The 16098-nt window shown below is 66.8% G+C and carries 19 protein-coding genes; 5 read left to right on the forward strand and 14 right to left on the reverse strand.

The genetic code is table 11. The features are described from left to right. The first annotated feature begins 21 nt into the window (after positions 1–21). Together J2X67_RS01915 and cynS are read left to right on the forward strand one after the other, a co-directional pair. A complete protein-coding gene (locus J2X67_RS01915) occupies positions 22–444 on the forward strand; it encodes a nuclear transport factor 2 family protein (protein WP_309949988.1) in 423 nt (140 codons plus the stop codon). A gap of 61 nt (positions 445–505) precedes the next feature. Then, entirely contained in the window at positions 506–949 is a 444-nt protein-coding gene (gene cynS / locus J2X67_RS01920; RefSeq protein WP_309949992.1) for a cyanase, read from the forward strand. A gap of 32 nt (positions 950–981) precedes the next feature. Here cynS and J2X67_RS01925 read toward each other — a convergent pair whose 3' ends face one another. The 3 genes from J2X67_RS01925 to J2X67_RS01935 all read right to left on the reverse strand — a co-directional run bounded on the left by J2X67_RS01925 (position 982) and on the right by J2X67_RS01935 (position 3189). Beyond that, the gene (locus J2X67_RS01925; protein WP_309949995.1) at positions 982–1731 is read right to left on the reverse strand and encodes an SDR family oxidoreductase; all 750 of its coding nucleotides are present in this window, start codon (positions 1729–1731) and stop codon (positions 982–984) included. Positions 1732–1876: 145 nt separating this feature from the next. Next, the gene (locus J2X67_RS01930; RefSeq protein ID WP_309949997.1) at positions 1877–2254 is read right to left on the reverse strand and encodes an Atu4866 domain-containing protein; all 378 of its coding nucleotides are present in this window, start codon (positions 2252–2254) and stop codon (positions 1877–1879) included. Positions 2255–2598: 344 nt separating this feature from the next. Next, positions 2599–3189, reverse strand: a complete 591-nt coding sequence (locus tag J2X67_RS01935) for an NAD(P)H-dependent oxidoreductase (RefSeq protein WP_309949999.1) — start codon at positions 3187–3189, stop codon at positions 2599–2601. Between the two features lie 90 nt (positions 3190–3279). Here J2X67_RS01935 and J2X67_RS01940 point away from each other — a divergent pair, with 90 nt between their 5' ends. Further along, the gene (locus J2X67_RS01940) at positions 3280–4086 is read left to right on the forward strand and encodes a hypothetical protein (protein ID WP_309950001.1); all 807 of its coding nucleotides are present in this window, start codon (positions 3280–3282) and stop codon (positions 4084–4086) included. A 19-nt stretch (positions 4087–4105) separates the two neighbouring features. Here the strand turns inward: J2X67_RS01940 and J2X67_RS01945 are convergent, their stop codons facing one another. From J2X67_RS01945 to pbpC, 3 genes are all read right to left on the reverse strand, one after another. Further along, on the reverse strand, positions 4106–5386 hold the full coding sequence (locus tag J2X67_RS01945; RefSeq protein WP_309950003.1) for an MFS transporter: 1281 nt from the start codon (positions 5384–5386) through the stop codon (positions 4106–4108). Between the two features lie 10 nt (positions 5387–5396). Further along, positions 5397–6077, reverse strand: a complete 681-nt coding sequence (locus J2X67_RS01950; RefSeq protein ID WP_309950004.1) for a FadR/GntR family transcriptional regulator — start codon at positions 6075–6077, stop codon at positions 5397–5399. Positions 6078–6182: 105 nt separating this feature from the next. Then, on the reverse strand, positions 6183–8462 hold the full coding sequence (gene pbpC, locus J2X67_RS01955; RefSeq protein WP_309950006.1) for a penicillin-binding protein 1C: 2280 nt from the start codon (positions 8460–8462) through the stop codon (positions 6183–6185). A gap of 270 nt (positions 8463–8732) precedes the next feature. Between pbpC and J2X67_RS01960 the strand changes: the two genes are divergently transcribed. Beyond that, complete coding sequence (locus J2X67_RS01960) at positions 8733–8942, forward strand: thrombospondin type 3 repeat-containing protein (RefSeq protein ID WP_258504674.1); 210 nt, start codon at positions 8733–8735, stop codon at positions 8940–8942. 18 nt (positions 8943–8960) lie between these two features. Here the strand turns inward: J2X67_RS01960 and J2X67_RS01965 are convergent, their stop codons facing one another. The 8 genes from J2X67_RS01965 to J2X67_RS02000 form a co-directional block, all read right to left on the reverse strand. Next, positions 8961–9587, reverse strand: coding sequence for a LysE family translocator (locus J2X67_RS01965; protein WP_309950009.1), 627 nt, complete (start codon positions 9585–9587; stop codon positions 8961–8963). Positions 9588–9621: 34 nt separating this feature from the next. Further along, a complete protein-coding gene (locus tag J2X67_RS01970) occupies positions 9622–9891 on the reverse strand; it encodes a DUF2277 domain-containing protein (RefSeq protein WP_309950011.1) in 270 nt (89 codons plus the stop codon). Positions 9892–9905: 14 nt separating this feature from the next. Then, positions 9906–10331: a GNAT family N-acetyltransferase gene (locus tag J2X67_RS01975; RefSeq protein WP_309950013.1), complete on the reverse strand. Its 426-nt coding sequence runs from the start codon at positions 10329–10331 to the stop codon at positions 9906–9908. A gap of 61 nt (positions 10332–10392) precedes the next feature. Beyond that, a complete protein-coding gene (mnmH, locus tag J2X67_RS01980; RefSeq protein WP_309950015.1) occupies positions 10393–11466 on the reverse strand; it encodes a tRNA 2-selenouridine(34) synthase MnmH in 1074 nt (357 codons plus the stop codon). Next, positions 11459–12262, reverse strand: a complete 804-nt coding sequence (phnE, locus tag J2X67_RS01985) for a phosphonate ABC transporter, permease protein PhnE (RefSeq protein ID WP_309950017.1) — start codon at positions 12260–12262, stop codon at positions 11459–11461. Before phnE ends, mnmH begins: the two co-directional genes overlap by 8 nt. Then, the gene (locus J2X67_RS01990; RefSeq protein ID WP_309950019.1) at positions 12259–13101 is read right to left on the reverse strand and encodes an ABC transporter permease; all 843 of its coding nucleotides are present in this window, start codon (positions 13099–13101) and stop codon (positions 12259–12261) included. Before J2X67_RS01990 ends, phnE begins: the two co-directional genes overlap by 4 nt. A 5-nt stretch (positions 13102–13106) precedes the next feature. Further along, on the reverse strand, positions 13107–13946 hold the full coding sequence (locus tag J2X67_RS01995; RefSeq protein WP_309950020.1) for an ATP-binding cassette domain-containing protein: 840 nt from the start codon (positions 13944–13946) through the stop codon (positions 13107–13109). A 31-nt stretch (positions 13947–13977) separates the two neighbouring features. Then, positions 13978–14835, reverse strand: coding sequence for a putative selenate ABC transporter substrate-binding protein (locus J2X67_RS02000; RefSeq protein WP_309950022.1), 858 nt, complete (start codon positions 14833–14835; stop codon positions 13978–13980). Positions 14836–14953: 118 nt separating this feature from the next. Here J2X67_RS02000 and selD point away from each other — a divergent pair, with 118 nt between their 5' ends. Further along, positions 14954–16042, forward strand: a complete 1089-nt coding sequence (gene selD / locus J2X67_RS02005) for a selenide, water dikinase SelD (protein WP_309950820.1) — start codon at positions 14954–14956, stop codon at positions 16040–16042. Positions 16043–16098: the final 56 nt, after the last annotated feature.

Raw genomic sequence — 16098 nt, forward strand, 5'->3', positions numbered from 1 at the left:
ACCGATCAATGAAAGACCGCCATGGAATCCCGCCCGCCGCTGCCTCCCTTTACCCTTGAAACCGCAACCAAGAAAGTGCAGGCTGCAGAAGATGCCTGGAACACGCGCGACCCGGTCCGCGTAAGCCTGGCCTACACGCCCGACACGGAGTGGCGCAACCGGGCCGACTTCATCAATGGGCGCGAGCAGGTGGTGCAGTTTCTTGCCCGCAAGTGGGAGCGGGAGCACGACTACCGCCTGAAGAAGACGCTCTGGGCCTTCATGGACAACCGCATTGCCGTGCGCTTCGAGTACGAATGGCACGACGCGGCCGGGCAATGGTTTCGCAGCCACGGCAACGAGAACTGGGAGTTTGCCGCGAACGGGCTGATGCAGCGGCGCTACGCGAGCATCAACGACCAGGCCATTTCCGAATCGGAACGCAAGTTCCGCTGGGAACGCTGAACGTGCGCGCCGGCTCCCGGGCACGGGTGTTGCTTGCCAGCGGTGCAAGGAGCAAACCCCAATGAACCGCAACGACGTTACCGAGAAGATCATCACCGTGAAGGTGTCCAAGGGCATTCAATGGGCCGACGTGGCCAGGAAGGTGGGCCTCTCCAAGGAGTGGACCACCGCCGCATGCCTGGGGCAGATGACGCTGGACGACAAGCAGGCCAAGGTCATCGGAAAAATCTTCGGGCTGACCGCCGAAGAGCAGAAGTGGCTCAAGGTCGTGCCCTACAAGGGCTCGCTGCCCACGCCGGTGCCGACCGATCCGCTCATCTACCGCTGGTACGAGGTGGTGAGCGTGTATGGCACCACCATCAAGGAACTGATCCATGAAGAGTTCGGCGACGGCATCATGAGCGCCATCGATTTCAGCATGGACATCCAGCGCCAGCCCGACCCCAAGGGCGACCGCGTCAACGTGGTGCTCTCGGGCAAGTTCTTGCCCTACAAGACCTACTGACGCGGCCGACCGGAATCAGGCGGCATCGCCGGTCAGAGCGCGTGCTCGGCGGGCTTGGGCCGCCAGGCCTGGCGCCGGGGTGCCGAGATGCTGCTGCCTTCGACGGCGCCGGCAATCGAGCGTGCCACGGCCTCTACCGGCACCGCGATGCGCCGCTGCGTGACCATGCGCTCGAAGCTGCTGCACGAGGCAATGCGGTCGGCCAGCGTGTTGTCTGCCTCGCTCACGTCGGGGCGCACCACCGTCACGCGCACCCGGCCGGCATGCTCTTGCCGCAGCCCTTCGGAGATGGCGTCCACCGCATACTGGGTGCCGCAATACACGGCTGAATTGGGCGACACGCCATGCGCGGGCACCGGCGCCACGTTGACGATATGGCCCCAGCCTTGCTCCTGCATGGTCGGCAGCACCGCTGCAATGCCCAGCAGCACGCCGCGCAGGTTCACGTCGATCATCAGTTCCCACTCGTCGATCTTGCGTGTCCACAGCGGCGAGCGCGGCATCACGCCCGCGGCGTTCACCAGCACGTCGATGCGGTCGTGCTGCTCGAGTGCGAATTCGGCAAACGCTTCCACGTCGGGCCGGTAGGTCACATCGAGCCGCTGGAAGCTCGCCGTTCCGCCCGCTGCCGTGATTTCTTCGGCCAGTGCCTCGAGCTTGTGGGTGCGGCGCGCACCGAGCACCACCTTGGCGCCGCGCCGTGCCAGCAGCCGTGCGGCCGCTGCGCCAATGCCACCGCTTGCGCCCGTGATGAGGACGACTTTTTCCTGGATTGCGCTCATAAGAAACTCCTCGTGCTGGTCTGTGTGAACCATGGCGCAACGTTGCGCCGGCATGGTGACAAGTTTCGCGCCGATGGTGCCGCGGGCGTTATACGAATCGAACGGCGTTCTTGCCCGATTCTGCAAAAAACACGCGTGCCTGCGCTCAGCGCCGCGGCGTGCTTTCGCGGTAGAGCACCATTCCGGCGTGGTACAGCACGCCGTCGCGAAAGTCGCCATCGGCCGTAAAGCCGGTGTCGTCGATGTAGTCGATGTGATCGCCGCGCAGCGTGTAGCGGCCCTGGTAGGCGCTGCGGCGGTTGCCGCGCGCCTCGTCGTAGCGGCCGCCAGGCAGCAACTCGTGGCGGATGTAGCCGTCCTTGGTTACCCACATGCCGACATAGCGGTTCTGGTCAGTGGGCGCGCCCGCCGCGGCGGTGTGCGAATGCGAAGGCGCGGAAGCCATCGCGAGCGAAAGCGAGAGTGCGGCAAAGGTGCTGCCGCCGCGGTGCATGGTCGTCGTTGTGGATGTGTTCGGGGACATGGTGTGCGCCTTTCCTTCGATGGTGTGGATCGAAAAGCCTGTTCGGCTTCGCGTGTCGGGCCATTGTTAAAAAGGCACCCCTGCGAGCGTTATCCGCTCCGTGTCGATTTCTTGCCCGATTCTGCGGAAGAGTGGAGTGCCCTGAGGCCCGTCGCCGAAAACCTCGAGACGCCGAGCCATGCACATGCGCGCTGATGGGCCTGCCGAGGCCTCGTGAGCATGGCCCGCAATCTTGAAGAGCATTGCGCTGTGCAATGCGTACATCGAACGCGGCGATGACGTTCATGCGCTCACGGCCCGAATACCCCGCCAGCTCTGGCAGGAACACCACCATGTCCGGCCTGTCAGTAAGGCGGCGCCTTGCGCGCCCGCTGCTCGCGCGCGGCTTCGGTCCACCAGGCCAGGTCGTCGGCAAAGCGGCCGAACGAACGCTGCAGAGATTCGCCCGCACTGCCCGTCGGCTTGGCGTCCGCATCCAGCGTTTGTGAAATCGGCCCGACGGCGAGCGTGCTCGAGACGACCACCATGCCCATTTCCGAAAGAATCGAATGCCACACGGTGCCCGATCGCACGCCCGAGAACCGGCCGGCCGAGTAGCTGGCAACCGCGGCGGGCCGCCAGAACCATTCCTCGAGAAAGTGGTCGGTGAGGTTCTTCAGGCCCGGCTGCGGGCCCCAGTTGTATTCGCCGGTCACAAAGATGAAGGCGTCCGCACCGCGTATCTTTTGCGCCAGCGCTTCCATCGGCGCGGGCGCTGTGCCTTTGGGATATTCCTTGTACATGCGGTCGAGCATGGGCAGGCCGACGGCCTGGGCGTCGATCAGTTCGGCATCGGCGCCGCGCGATTTCAAGCCCGCCACCAAATAGTCCGCCAGGCGAATGCCCATGCGGTCCGACCTGTAGGAACCGTAGAAAACCAGGATCTTGTCAGCCATTGATTGCTCCGTTTCAAGGCCGGGCGGCCAAGGCAGAAGGCTACAACATTGGTGTGCAAGCGCATTTCGTAGCAGCATCTTTCAGAGCCTGTGGCTACCATCGCCGCCATGAACAAGCTGCCTGCTTTTTGCCCCGCCACCCTGGCGCTCGCCACGTTGCTGGCGGGCCATGCGTTTGCCGCACCATCGGCACAGTTGCTCGATGCTGTCAAGAAGCCGCAAGCGATCGACCCGGAATGGCGCACGCGCCTGTGCGCACTGCTGCCCCAGCCCTGCGACCCGCAGGAATTGGGCTTGTACCGGATGCGGGGCGCCTCCGCGAGCGACTTTGCGGTGCTCTCCGCCGAGCCGCTGGCCATGGCACGTGTCAGGCGCGACAAGGACGCGAAGGCGTGGCAGCTCGAGAGGCTGCATGACTTCAGCGCCTATGTGGCCAGCATGAAGAAGGACGCCAGCGCGGGCCTGTCCGACACGCGCCTTTCGCTTGCGCCGGCGCTCTACCCCGTGGCCGAAGGGCAGTGGGCCATGGCAGTGCTGCAAACGGTGTCGGAGATGTACTCGGGCGGCGGCGCCTCGTTCAGCAAGGCCGACTTCGTGCCGCTCGACGGCACGAGCGCCGTGCACGAAGGCATTCCTTTTTCCTGCTCGAAGATGATCCGCGCCTGCTTCAGCGAGAAGGAATACAAGAACTCGAAGCACTGCCACGACGAGAGCAGCGGCAGCCTTCGCATTGCGTATGAAGAGCCCGGCAGGCCGGGTGGCCCCTACAGCTGGCAATACACGTGGCTGCAGAGCGAATGGCCCTCGGACACGCCCGCAAGCGGGGCCACCACCACGCGCCTTCACTTCACGGCCAGGACGACCGAAAGGGTGGGCTTCTGCGGCGGACCGCAGTAGCCGCCGCGGAGCGTTTGGCTCAGCGTCGAGGAACCGTCACCGCACCCACAAGCATCGTGCGCCCCGCGCCCAGGCCTGCAATGACCAGCGCAATGCCCAGCCCGATGAAGAGCCATGACGACGCGCGGAAGCTCCCGGTCCAGCCGTGCAGGAGGCCGGCGACCAGCGGGCCGCACGCGGCCACCATGTAGCCCACGCCCTGCGCCATGCCCGAGAGGTGTGCTGCCACATGCGAATCGGGTGAGCGCAGCACCATGAAGGTGAGCGCAAGAGCAAACGTGCCGCCTTGCGCAATGCCCAGCAGCACGGCCCAGAACCACACGCCCGAAAGCGGCGCGAACAGCATTGCCAGCATGGCGGCAAGGGTCAGAAGGGCAAGGCCCACCGCAAGGCCGCGCTGGTTGCGTAGCTTGACCGCCACCGCGGGAACGACGAGGCAGGTCACCACCTGCGTCATGACTGCGAGCGACACCACGTAGCCCGCGGTTTCGCCGCCGAGCCCGCGCTCGCGCAAGATCGGCGCGAGCCAGCCCATCACGATGTACGCAAGGGCCGATTGCAAGCCCATGAAGAAAGTGACTTGCCAGGCCAGCCGGTCGCGCCAGAGTCCGCGCACGGTAAAGCCGGATTCGCTTGCCACCGGCTTCACCGGCAGGGCCTGCGGCGCCCAGATCAGCGTGACCAGCAGCGCGGGCAGCGCCCACATGGCCAGCGCATAAGTCCAGCCGCCGCCCAGCGCATGTTCGAGCGGTACCGTGAGCCCTGCCGCGCTTGCGGCGCCTCCGCACACCGCCATGGTGTAGAGGCCCATCATCAACGCCGCCTGTCCGGCGAAGTCGCGCTTCACCAGGCCCGAAAGCAGCACGTTCGACACCGCGATGCCGCTGCCTGCAATGGCCGACGCCAGGAACAGCAGCGGAACGTTGCCCGTGCCGCGCAGCGCGGTGCCCACCAGGATGAGCACCATGCAGCCGAGCAGTGTGCGTTCGGTACCAAAGCGCCGGCCGAGGCCAGGCGCCAGCGGCGCGAACGCGCCCAGGCAGACGATGGGCAAGGTGGTCAGCAAGCTCGCGGCAGTGGCCGAAAGGCCGGTGGCGGCCATGATTTCGGGCAGCATGACCGAAAGGCTGGCAAACACCGGGCGCAGGTTGAAGGCAATCAGCACCACGCTTGCGCCCAGCAATATGCGGCGGGCCAGGCTTGGCGCCGGTGTGGGGTGCGGCGCGGGCAGGCTGTCTGCCTCGGCGTCTATCAGCAGTTCACCGGCGGCGCGGTTCGTAGAAAAAGGCACGGCGCTCATCGAATCGCTTTCATGCCTCGGCTTGCGAGAGTGCATCGATCATGGGAGCCATGAAGGCGCGAACTGCTTCGGCGGCGCGATCGGGGTCGCGGCTTGCAATGGCCTCGACGATGGATTCGTGCGCCGCGTTGTCGGGCTCCGGCAGGCTGGTGCCCATCGAACTGGCAATGGTGTCCTTGATGTAGCCGGTAATGAAGCGGCAGGTTTCGGCCAGGGCCAGGTTGCCCGAGATGTCGACGATGGCAAGGTGAAAATCCAGGTCGCGCTGGATGAAGCTTGCCCCGCCGTCGCTTTCGTCCGGCAAGCCGCGCCTGGCGAGCAGGGCCTTGAGGTTGCGCAGGTCCTTGGCGGTGTGGCGCACGGCGGCAAGCCGCGCGGCCTCCACCTCTAGCGCGCGGCGCACTTCGAACTGGTCGCGCAAGCTCGCGCGCCGCATCTTCTGCAAGTTGGCCGAGGGATCGAATCCCGAGCGCACATAGGTGCCCGAGCCTTGCCGCACTTCGAGCAGGCCGCGCGAGACCAGCGTCTTGACGGCCTCGCGCACCGTGCCGCGGCTTACGCCCAGAAGCAGCGCAAGCTGCGGTTCGATGGGAATGCGCGAGCCGACTGTCCAGCGGCCGGCCGAGATTTCGGCGCGGATGCTGTTGGCAGCGGTATCGGCAAGAGAGGTTCGAGGTGCTTGGGCCAGCATATGAATTAGAAAGACCTATTCATTGAATCATTAGATGAATTGTCGGCCGAGTTCAATGCCGCAGTCGAAAGCAGGGGATTGGCGGGTGCCGGAGCGCCCGGCAATCTAGCGGCTGTTTTTTGCCACCACGCCCGCGCCGCGCACTTCGAGCCTGCGCTGGTCGACCACCTTGCCAGTTGCGTCGACCAGTTCGATCACATGGCGCCCCGGCCAAGGCAGCCATTGCGCGCTGTTGCCGCGCGCAAAGTGCTTGCCGTCGATGCGCCATTGCACCCCCCGGCCTTCGGATTCGAACCGCACGCGCTGGTGCAGGGGCGGAATGTCCGGATCGAGCGCGATGATGGTGCCGTCCACCGGCGCCGTGATGCGCGCGGCCGCGGTGTTTGCCGGAGTGCCGGCGCCGGTGTCCAGCGCAAAGAGCGGCTGTTCCGTGCCCTGCAGGAACCACTCGCTGCGTGAGGCTTCCAGCGGATTGCCGTCCGCACCGGGCCCGAACGTTACGCGCGCCTCGACCAAGCCCGCGGGCGGCCTGGGCGCGCGGCTCGGCTCGCGTGCGTGCAGGAAGCGCATTACTTCGGCCCACACCGGCGCTGCGCCGCTGGTGCCGCTCACGTCCCACATCGACGCGCCGCTTGCGTTGCCGACCCACACGCCCACCGTGTAGCGCTGCGACCAGCCCACGGCCCAGTTGTCGCGCATGTCCTTGCTGGTGCCGGTTTTTACCGCGGTCCAGAAGCGCGTCGAAAGAATGCTGTCGAGCCCGAAGGTGCGCGTGCGCGCATTCGCGTCCGACAGGATGTCGCCGACGATGAATGCCGTGGCAGGGTCGACGATGAGCGGGGCGGGGCTTTCAGCGGGCTTTGCTTTCGCCGATGCGGCTGGCGCCGGCGTGGGCATGCGTGCTGTCAGCGTGGTGGTGCCGTAGCGCCCCCCGTTGGCCAGCATGCGATAGGCATTGGTGAGCGACAGCAGCGATACCTCGGCGCTCCCCAGCGCGAGGCTGTAGCCGTAGTAGTCGCCGCTTTCGCGCAGCGGCAGCCCGGCCGCGCGCAGCTGCCGCGCAAAAGATTCGGGCGACACCATCACCAGCGTGCGCACGGCCGGCACGTTGAGCGACGCGGCAAGCGCGGTGCGCGCCGACACCGGCCCCTTGAACTGGCGGTCGTAGTTCTGCGGAATGTAGAGGCCGCTCGCGGTGTTGATCTGTGCCGACGAATCGTCGATCAGCGATGCCGCGGTGAGCCGGCGCTCGGCAATGGCCTGCGCATAGAGCAGCGGCTTGAGCGTGGAGCCGGGCTGGCGCAGCGCGGTGACCGCATCGACCTCTGCCGCCTGGCTCAGCGGGCCTGAGGAACCGACCCACGCGAGCACCTCGCCGCTCGCGTTGTCGAGCACCACAAGCGCGCCGTCTTCCACGTGGCGCCCGCGAAGTTCCTTCAGGTGGCGCTGCAGCGCGTCGAGCGCAAAGCGCTGCAGCGGCGCGCGCAGGGTGGTGCGCACGGCCGCTTCCTTCGGGGCCGGTTGCCGCGCGGCCGCGGGCTGTGCGGTTGGGGCCTCGCCGGCATCACCCAGCTCCTTCAGCACGCGCCGTGCCGCATGCGGTGCAATGCCTTCGTTCGCATCGAATGCCCGCCGCTGCACTGCTGCGCTGGTGAACATGTCGATTGCGTCGCAGTCGATTTTCTGGCCCGGCTCCATGGCGCGCATGACCTCGCACGCGCGCTGCGCCACGATGGCGGGCTTGGCGTTGGGCGCGCGCACCAGCGCCGCGGCCACGGCGGCCTCGCGCACGTCCAGGCCGCTGGGCGCCTTGCCGAACAGCGTGCGCGAGAGCGCGTCGATGCCCACGATCTCCCCGCGGAAGGGCACCGTGTTGAGGTAGGCCTCCAGGATCTGGTCCTTGCGCCAGTTGCGCTCCAGCTGCGCAGCGGCCACCGTCTGGCCGATCTTCTGCGTGAACGAGCGGCCGCTGTTGGCGCGGCGCAGGTCTTCGTCGAGCAGGCCCGACAGCTGCATCGTGATGGTCGAGGCGCCTCGTGTGCGCGTGTTCCACAGGTTGGCCCATGCGGCGGAAGAGACCGCGCGCCAATCGATGCCGCTGTGCTCGTAGAAGCGCCTGTCTTCGCTCAGCACCATGGCCATGCGCAGCGCCGGGGAAACATCGGCCAGCGCAATCCATTGGCCGCGCCGCACCGAGGCGTCGGTGCGCACGCGCTGCAGCAGTTCGCCGTTGCGGTCGAGCACCGCGGTGTCTGAAGAGCGGAAGCCGCGCTTCACTTCATCGAAGCCCACCGCACCGGCGGCAAATGCAAGGGCCGGCTGCATGCAGGCAGCCACGATCAATGCAGCGGCAAGATGGCTGGCGGTAAACGGCGGGCGATGCATGAAGGGCGTGAACTTGAGGCGGGCAAATCGATGGCGAAGCCGCGCCATTCTCGGCGATGCGCCCACGGGAACTGCACCTACTCCGACTCGGGCGTGCCGCTGCCTCTCTTGCTCAGCAATTACGCCCAAAGTTCGCAGCAAGGTTCCACATCCGGTAACGAACTTCACGCCCCCGCTTCATTCGGGATACGTAGCCGTGACGGAGGTGGCCTTCAATGCAGACGTCGGCTTGCGGAGGCAGGCCGCGTTTGAAAACTCCAAGGAGAAATCATGAAAAAGACATTGGCAATTCTGCTTGCCGCATCGGCTGTCCTGGCCGGCTGCGTGGTTGCACCTTACGACCGTCCGCCACCGCCGCGCGGCCAATACTATGGCGGCGACAGGGACCGCGACGGCGTGCCCAACCGGTATGACCGGGACCGCGATGGCGACGGGGTGCCCAACCGCTACGATCGCCGGCCGAACAACCCGTATCGCTGATCCAGGCTGCAGGGCGCCTCAGGTGGGCCGGCGCGCGAGCAGCGCCCACACGCCTGCCGCGCTCAGCAGCGAACCGCCCGCAAGGTTGAAACGCCGCTGCGCACGCGGCGACGAAAGCAGTTTGCGGGCCGAGCCCGCAAACACCGCGTAGAGGGTGGCATTGAGCGCCGCCATGGCCACGAAGGTGACCGCCAGCACCCACAGCTGGCGCGTCATGTCGGCCCCGGGGCTCAGAAACTGCGGCAGGAACGCCACGAAAAACACGATGCCCTTCGGGTTCAGCGCCGTTACCAGGTAGGTATTGGCGAACAGCCTCCAGCGCGAATCGGGAGCGGCAGGCGCCGCGAGTTCGGACGACGTGATGCCCGCACGCAGCAGCTTGATGCCAAGGTACAGCAGGTACAGGCCGCCCACCCACTTCACCACCGTGAACCAGAACGCAGAGGCGGCCAGCAGCGCGCCCAGGCCGAGCAGCGAAACCACCAACGCCGTTGAATCGCCCAGCGCCACCGCTGCAACCAGCGGAACGTTGGCGCGCCGGCCATGCGACATCGAATAGCTGATCACCGTGAGGATGGTCGGGCCGGGAATGATCAACAGCACGGCAGACGCCGCAACGAAGGCGAGCCAGAGTTCAAGGGGCATGAAGGTTCTCCAGGGGTGTTGCAGTTGTTGGGGGTCAGGTGCCGAAGCGCGCGGCCGACCTGGCCTTTGCGCGCTCCGCCTCGATGGCCCGGTCGCGCGGCTCGGCGGTGGTGACCAGCGAATCGATCAGGCGCGTGGCCGTTGCGGCCACCTCATCGACCGCGCGCTCGAAGGCGTCCTGATTGGCCTTGGAGGGCACGCTGAAGCCGCTGAGCTTGCGCACGAACTGCAGCGCAGCCGCGCGGATCTCCTGCTCGGTGGCCGGAGGCTCGAAGTTGTAGAGGGTCTTGATGCTTCTGCACATGGGCGAACTCCATTTCACTCGATCAGCCCGCGCTCCGCGGCCTGCGCCTGGTCTTCGAAAATGGCCATGGCCGTCTTCATGCGCCGAAAGCCGAACTTCTCGTAGAAGGTCTCCTTGCCGGCCACCGCATACAAGATGATCTTGCGGTGCCCCTTCGAAAGATCCATGAGCCGCGAGACGATCTGCTTGCCAAGACCCGTGCCCTGGTGGGTCGGGTGCACGGCCACGTCGCAGATGTAGGAGCAGTCGAGCCCGTCGGCCACCGCGCGTCCGGCGCCGACCATGCGGCCGTCGTCATACACGACGCACTTGAACATGCTGTTGGCGAACACGAGCTTCAGGCCGTCGGGCTGCTTGTTGCCGAGCGGTGCGGCCTGGTAGAGCCGGGCGAGTTCTTCCCAGTCGATGTCTTCATGCGAGTGGCGCCATTCGAGTGTCATTGAGCGTGCCTCTGGTTGCGTTGCGTTGTAGCGAAGCGTGGCGGCAGCCGGAGCGAACACCTCACCCTGCGGCATTCAGCCGAATGATCGCGTCCGCCACTGCTTCGATGCCCTGGTCCGTGAGGTCGGGCGCCGCCACATGCTGCCGCAGAGGCCACTTCTCGAAGTGGCGCGCCTGCGAGCGCTCGTAGTGCGGATCGTAGTGAAGCGCCATCAGTTCTGCAAAAAGCTGCGGCAGATTACCCTCGAGCGCCCACTCCTGCCAGCGCTGCACTACCGCCTTGCCCTGCATTTCCTTCAGCCTGCCGAGCTGCTCCGCAAGCGCTGCGCGGTCGTCGCCCAGGTAGGCGTAGTCGCGCAGCAGGTAGTCGAGCCGCGCGGCCGCGTCTGCCTGAACTTCTATGCATGCGGCGGCGCGCATGTGCGCTACCAGGGGAATGGGAACAGAGAGCCTGCCGATGCGGGCGCTCTCGCCTTCCACATACAGCGTGCGCGAGAGGTCGAGCGCATCGAAGCAGGTTGCTATGCGCGTTTCGAACTGCTTCTGCGAGGGCTGCGGCACGCCGGGCAGGGCACCCAGCAGCGAGCCTTTGTGGCTTGCGCAATGCTCCAGGTCGAGCACCTGTTCGCCGCGCTCGGCCAGCGCCTGCAGCACGCGCGTCTTGGCACTGCCGGTGGCGCCGCAGATCACCTTGAGCCGCAGCTTGGGGGAGGTGGCTTCGATTTGCGCCAGCACGTGGTGGCGAAAGCTCTTGTAGCCGCCGGCAAGCTGCTGCGCGTCCCAGCCGACAAGGCGCAGCCAGGTCACCATGGAACCGCTGCGCAGCCCCCCGCGCCAGCAGTACACGAGCGGGCGCCAGTTGGCGGGCTGGTCGCCGAAGCGTTCGCGCAGGTGCCGTGCGAGGTTGGCTGCCACCATGGCGCCGCCCACGCGGCGCGCTTCGAAGGCGCCGGTCTGCTTGTAGATGGTGCCGACGATGCGGCGCTCTTCGTCGTCGAGCACCGGGCAGTTGATGGCGCCGGGGATATGGTCGAGCGCAAATTCCGCGGGTGAGCGCGCGTCGATGACGGTGTCGAACCGGGGCAGGTCTGCCACGCGAGTGGGCTGGTGGCGCGGGTTGTCGTGTTCACGCATGGGCGTGCCCCAGGTTGCGGCGCAGCCGGCCGCTTGCCAGGTCGACAAGCGCCACCAGGACGAACATTGCAATCAATACGGTCATGGCCTGCTGCTGTTGAAAAATCGACAAATGAAAGTAGAGAAGCTGGCCCAGGCCGCCGCCGCCCACAAAGCCCAGCACCGCGGCCATCCGGATGTTCATTTCCCAACGATACAGTGCATACGCCACCCATTGCGGCAGCACGAGCGGCAAGCTGCCGTAGGCAAAGGCCGCAGCCGCACCGCTGCCGCTGAGCGACAGCGCCTGTTCGGGCTCGCGAGGTGCGTTCTCCAGGCTTTCGGCGAACAGGCGGCCCAGCACGCCCGTGGTGTGCAATGCGAGTGCAAGCGCACCGGCAAAGGGGCCGATGCCCGCGGCCAGCACCATGAGCGCGGCCCACACCAGCTCGGGCACGCTGCGCAGAAAGTTGAGCACGAAACGGCAGCCTTGCCGCACCACGAGGCCTGAGCGGCCCGAGGCGGGCAAAGCCAGCGCGGCGGCCCCTGCGGCGGCCAGCAGCGTGCCCAGCGCCGAAACGGCCAGCGTCTGCAGCGCGCCCCATGCGGTCTTGGCAAGAAAAGCGCTCGACAGATCGGGCGGAAAGAACTCGGCGATGAACTTGCCCATGAGGCCTATCGACTCGGTGGTGAACAGTGCGCGGTAGTCGATGGCCAGGTAGGCAAAGCTCGCCACCGCGGCTGCGAGCACCAGCGCCGACGCCACCCAGCAGCGGACGCAGCGAGGCGGCTTGCTCAAGTCGACGTGCCCGTTCATGCCAGCAACCGCCGCAACGCGTTGCTCAGCGCATCGGCGAGCAGCACCAGCACCAAAAACACCAGCAGGATGCTGCTGGCCTCGCCGCCGTTGAGCATCTTCATCGACTGGTCCATGAGCTGGCCCAGGCCGCCCGCGCCCACAAAGCCCATGACCACCGAGGCCCTGACTGCGCATTCCCATCGGTACACGGTGTAAGAGATGAGCTCTTGCGCGCAATTGGGCAAAAGGCCGTACGCCAGTGCGGCAAAGCGGCCGCCGCCGCTTTCCATCAACGCGCGGGCGGGCCGCGTGTCGGTCGATTCGAGCACCTCTGCGTACACCTTGCCGAGCATGCCGCCGTAGGTGATGGCAAGCGCGAGCACACCTGCGGCGGGGCCCAGGCCGAGCGCACGCACGAAGACCAGCGCCCACACGATTTCAGGAATGGCGCGCAGCACCATCAGCACCGAACGCCCGGCCTGCCGCGCCATGGCGGCTCGCCCGCGGCCCGGGCCCGGCCCGATGCGCGACACCGAGAGCGCGCGCGTGGTCACGAAAGCCAGCGGCGCGCCGATGACGAATGCCAGCGCGGTACCGGCGGTGGCCATGGCGAGCGTCTCCAGGGTGGCCTTGGCCAGCAGCGCGAGAAAGCCTGGAGCGGTTTCGGGCGGCAGAAAGCCGGCCAGGAAGCCGCCGATCACCTGCAGGTTGCCGGGCGCGAACAGGGCCGATGGCGCAAAGCCTGACAGCTGAAGCATCGGCCATGCAACGAGGAGTGCAGCCAGCAGCCACACCACACGGCGCCGCGCCAGCGGATCGCGCAGCGCGGCGGCCGTTTTCGGGGGCAGGGGCTGCATGGTGCTCACAGGCAGTCCGGCCGTTCGATGGAGTTCACCGCGCCCGAAGCGAGCGCACCTCGAGCAATGTCCAGCGGCTCTTCGCGCGCCTGCACCGGCAACCCGCCTTCGCTTGCATAGAGCGCTGCCAGCATCGATTCGGTCACATTGCCCACGGGTTCATCGAACACCACCTGCCCGTTGCGCATGCCAACGATGCGCGGAAACCAGCGCAGCGCCAGGTCGATCGCATGCAGCGATGCCACGAGGGTCGCGCCGGTTGCTTCGCTCTGGGCCACCAGCTGCTGCAGCGTGGCGTCGGCCAGCGTGGGGTCGAGCGCGGACACCGGCTCGTCCGCCAGCAGCAATGCAGGCCGCTGGTAGAGCACGCGCGCAATGCTCACGCGCTGCAACTGGCCGCCGGAGAGGCGGTCGCAACGGTCGAACAACCGGTCTTCGAGCGAGAGGCGCGACAGCACCTCGTGCGCCCCCGCAAGGTCTGACGGGCGCAGCAGCGAGGCCAACGCGCGCATGGCGCTCCATTGCCCCAGCCGCCCCGAAAGCACGGCAGTGACCACGCGCAAGCGCGGCGCGATCGGTGGGCTCTGGTGCACGGTGCCGATGCGCGAGCGCAGCTCGCGCAGGCGCGGCGCCGGCATGCTCCATGGCGATTCGCCGAGCAGTTGCACGGTGCCTTCGCCGGGACGCAGCGCAGCGCCGAGCACGCGAAGCAGCGTGGTCTTGCCCGCGCCCGAAGGCCCGATGACGGCCACCCGCTCGCCCGCGCGCGCGGCAAACGAGACGCCTTGCAGCGCGCGATGGCCGTTCGGGTGAACCAGTCCCACCCGGTCGAGCGAGAAGCTCACGCGACGGCTCCGCTGGCGCGCCGCAACGGCATCACTTGACCAGGCCTGCCGACTTGGCGGCCGCCTCGATACCGTCGTAGTTGGACGACTTGGTGGCAACGAACTTGCTCGCGCGCTGCAGGTTCATGATGTCCTTCATGGCGGGATTGGCCGGGTCGAGCTTCAGGAAGGCTTCGGTGAGCTTCTTGGTCAGCGCCGGATCGAGGCCGGGGCGCACCGTCCAGTTGTAGTCGTAGTAGGTGGGTGTGGTGGCCAGCACGCGCACCTTGGCGGCGTTGGGGTTCTTGCTTTCGACCAGCTTCTCCCACACCGATGCGTTCAGCACGCCCGCCTCGGCGCGCGATGCGGCCACGAAAGCCACGGTGGCGTCATGTGCGCCCGAAAAAGCCACGGTCTTGAAGTCTTTCTCGGGGTCGATGCCCGCCTGCATCAGGAAGTAGCGCGGCATCAGGCTGCCCGAGGTGGAAGAGGGCGCGCCGAACGCGAAGGTCTTGCCCTTCAGGTCGGCCAGTGTCTTGGCCGTGCTGTCCTGCGGCACGATGAACTTGCTGGTAAACACCTCGTCTTCCGCGCGCTGCACGATCGGCACCACGCCGCCGTTGGTGCGGATGCGGGCCTGCACAAAGGTAAAGCCGCCGAGCCATGCCAGGTCGATCTTGTTCGTGGCCAGGCCCTCGACTACCGCGGCGTAGTCGGTCACGGGCGTGAACTGCACGTCCATGCCGGTTTCCTTCTTCAGGTAGTCGCCCAGCGGCGAGAACTTGCGCTGCAGTTCGGTGGGCGCCTCGTCGGGAATGGCGGACACGCGCAGCACCTTGCCTTGTGCAAAGGCACCCAGGGCGAAGGCGGAAAGCGAAAGTGCAAGGGCAATGCGGAGGATGGGTTTCATGGGATGGCGCGGCGTGGCGCAAGGAAGGACGGACAACCTTCGATTGTAGAAACCCGTGCCCGGGCGCCATTTGCGCCCGGCTTCGATAATGGACGCCTGCCCCGACATGAACCGCGCCATGACCGACACCTCGACGAATTCCGTGCCTTCCGTGCTCAACCCGCTGGCTCCGCTGCGGCTCACCAGCTTTTCGCACGGCGGCGGGTGCGGCTGCAAGATTGCGCCCGGCGTGCTGTCCGAAATACTGAAGAACAGCGGTGGCGGCCTGATTCCGCCCGAGCTGATGGTGGGCATTGAAACCGCCGACGACGCGGCCGTGTACCGCCTGAACGACAAGCAAGCGCTGATTGCGACCACCGATTTCTTCATGCCCATCGTGGACGATCCCTACGAGTTCGGCCGCATCGCCGCAACCAATGCCATCAGCGACGTGTATGCGATGGGCGGCAAACCGATCATGGCGCTGGCGCTGGTGGCAATGCCCGTCAACCAGCTGCCGGTGGAGGTCATCGGCGACATCGTGCGCGGCGGCCAAGACGTGTGCCGCGCGGCCGGCATTCCAATTGCGGGCGGCCACACCATCGATTCGGTCGAGCCGATCTATGGGCTCGTGGTGATGGGCCTGGTCGATCCGGCCCACGTCAAGCGCAACGCCGAGGCCCGCGCGGGCGACGTGCTGGTGCTGGGCAAGCCGCTTGGCGTGGGCGTGCTCTCCGCCGCGCTCAAGAAAGAAAAGCTGTCGCTCGCAGGCTACCGGCAACTCATCGACAACACGACGCGGCTCAACACGCCGGGCATTGCGCTTGCCACCATGCCGGGTGTGCATGCGCTCACCGACGTGACGGGCTTCGGGCTGGCTGGCCATGCGCTCGAACTCGCGCGGGGTGCGGGGCTCACTGCCACCATCGAGTGGCCGCGCGTGCCGCTGCTGGAAGGCGTGACCGAGATGGTGACTGATGGTTTTGTGACCGGTGCCTCCGGCCGCAACTGGGCCGGATACGGCGCGGACGTCGAGCTTGCGGGCGGCCTTCCCGCCGCCGCGCAGGCATTGCTGAGCGACCCGCAAACGTCGGGCGGCCTGCTCGTCAGCTGCGCCGCCGATTCTGCCGATGCCGTGCTGCAGGTTTTCAGGAGAGAAGGCTTTGCGGATGCTGCGGTTGTCGGCCGCATGGAGCGAGGCCCTGGGCGCCTGCGCGTGCTGGCTTGAAGGCCGCACGGAAGACGCCGCAAACCCCTGCTTCGGGCCAGAATGCTGCCAGGGGA

It is taken from the genome of Variovorax sp. 3319, assembly GCF_031456585.1.
In the GTDB taxonomy this organism is placed as follows: domain Bacteria; phylum Pseudomonadota; class Gammaproteobacteria; order Burkholderiales; family Burkholderiaceae_C; genus Variovorax; species Variovorax paradoxus_P.

Bases quoted from the DNA above. Each gene is read 5' to 3' on its own strand.
- J2X67_RS01945 (WP_309950003.1), bottom strand. From the start codon at position 5,386: ATGAGCGCCGTGCCTTTTTCTACGAACCGCGCCGCCGGTGAACTGCTG.
- J2X67_RS02000 (WP_309950022.1), bottom strand. From the start codon at position 14,835: ATGAAACCCATCCTCCGCATTGCCCTTGCACTTTCGCTTTCCGCCTTC.
- cynS (WP_309949992.1), top strand. From the start codon at position 506: ATGAACCGCAACGACGTTACCGAGAAGATCATCACCGTGAAGGTGTCC.
- J2X67_RS01990 (WP_309950019.1), bottom strand. From the start codon at position 13,101: ATGCAGCCCCTGCCCCCGAAAACGGCCGCCGCGCTGCGCGATCCGCTG.
- J2X67_RS01975 (WP_309950013.1), bottom strand. From the start codon at position 10,331: ATGACACTCGAATGGCGCCACTCGCATGAAGACATCGACTGGGAAGAA.
- J2X67_RS01960 (WP_258504674.1), top strand. From the start codon at position 8,733: ATGAAAAAGACATTGGCAATTCTGCTTGCCGCATCGGCTGTCCTGGCC.
- J2X67_RS01930 (WP_309949997.1), bottom strand. From the start codon at position 2,254: ATGTCCCCGAACACATCCACAACGACGACCATGCACCGCGGCGGCAGC.
- mnmH (WP_309950015.1), bottom strand. From the start codon at position 11,466: ATGCGTGAACACGACAACCCGCGCCACCAGCCCACTCGCGTGGCAGAC.
- phnE (WP_309950017.1), bottom strand. From the start codon at position 12,262: ATGAACGGGCACGTCGACTTGAGCAAGCCGCCTCGCTGCGTCCGCTGC.
- selD (WP_309950820.1), top strand. From the start codon at position 14,954: ATGACCGACACCTCGACGAATTCCGTGCCTTCCGTGCTCAACCCGCTG.
- J2X67_RS01950 (WP_309950004.1), bottom strand. From the start codon at position 6,077: ATGCTGGCCCAAGCACCTCGAACCTCTCTTGCCGATACCGCTGCCAAC.
- pbpC (WP_309950006.1), bottom strand. From the start codon at position 8,462: ATGCATCGCCCGCCGTTTACCGCCAGCCATCTTGCCGCTGCATTGATC.
- J2X67_RS01970 (WP_309950011.1), bottom strand. From the start codon at position 9,891: ATGTGCAGAAGCATCAAGACCCTCTACAACTTCGAGCCTCCGGCCACC.
- J2X67_RS01965 (WP_309950009.1), bottom strand. From the start codon at position 9,587: ATGCCCCTTGAACTCTGGCTCGCCTTCGTTGCGGCGTCTGCCGTGCTG.
- J2X67_RS01925 (WP_309949995.1), bottom strand. From the start codon at position 1,731: ATGAGCGCAATCCAGGAAAAAGTCGTCCTCATCACGGGCGCAAGCGGT.
- J2X67_RS01935 (WP_309949999.1), bottom strand. From the start codon at position 3,189: ATGGCTGACAAGATCCTGGTTTTCTACGGTTCCTACAGGTCGGACCGC.
- J2X67_RS01915 (WP_309949988.1), top strand. From the start codon at position 22: ATGGAATCCCGCCCGCCGCTGCCTCCCTTTACCCTTGAAACCGCAACC.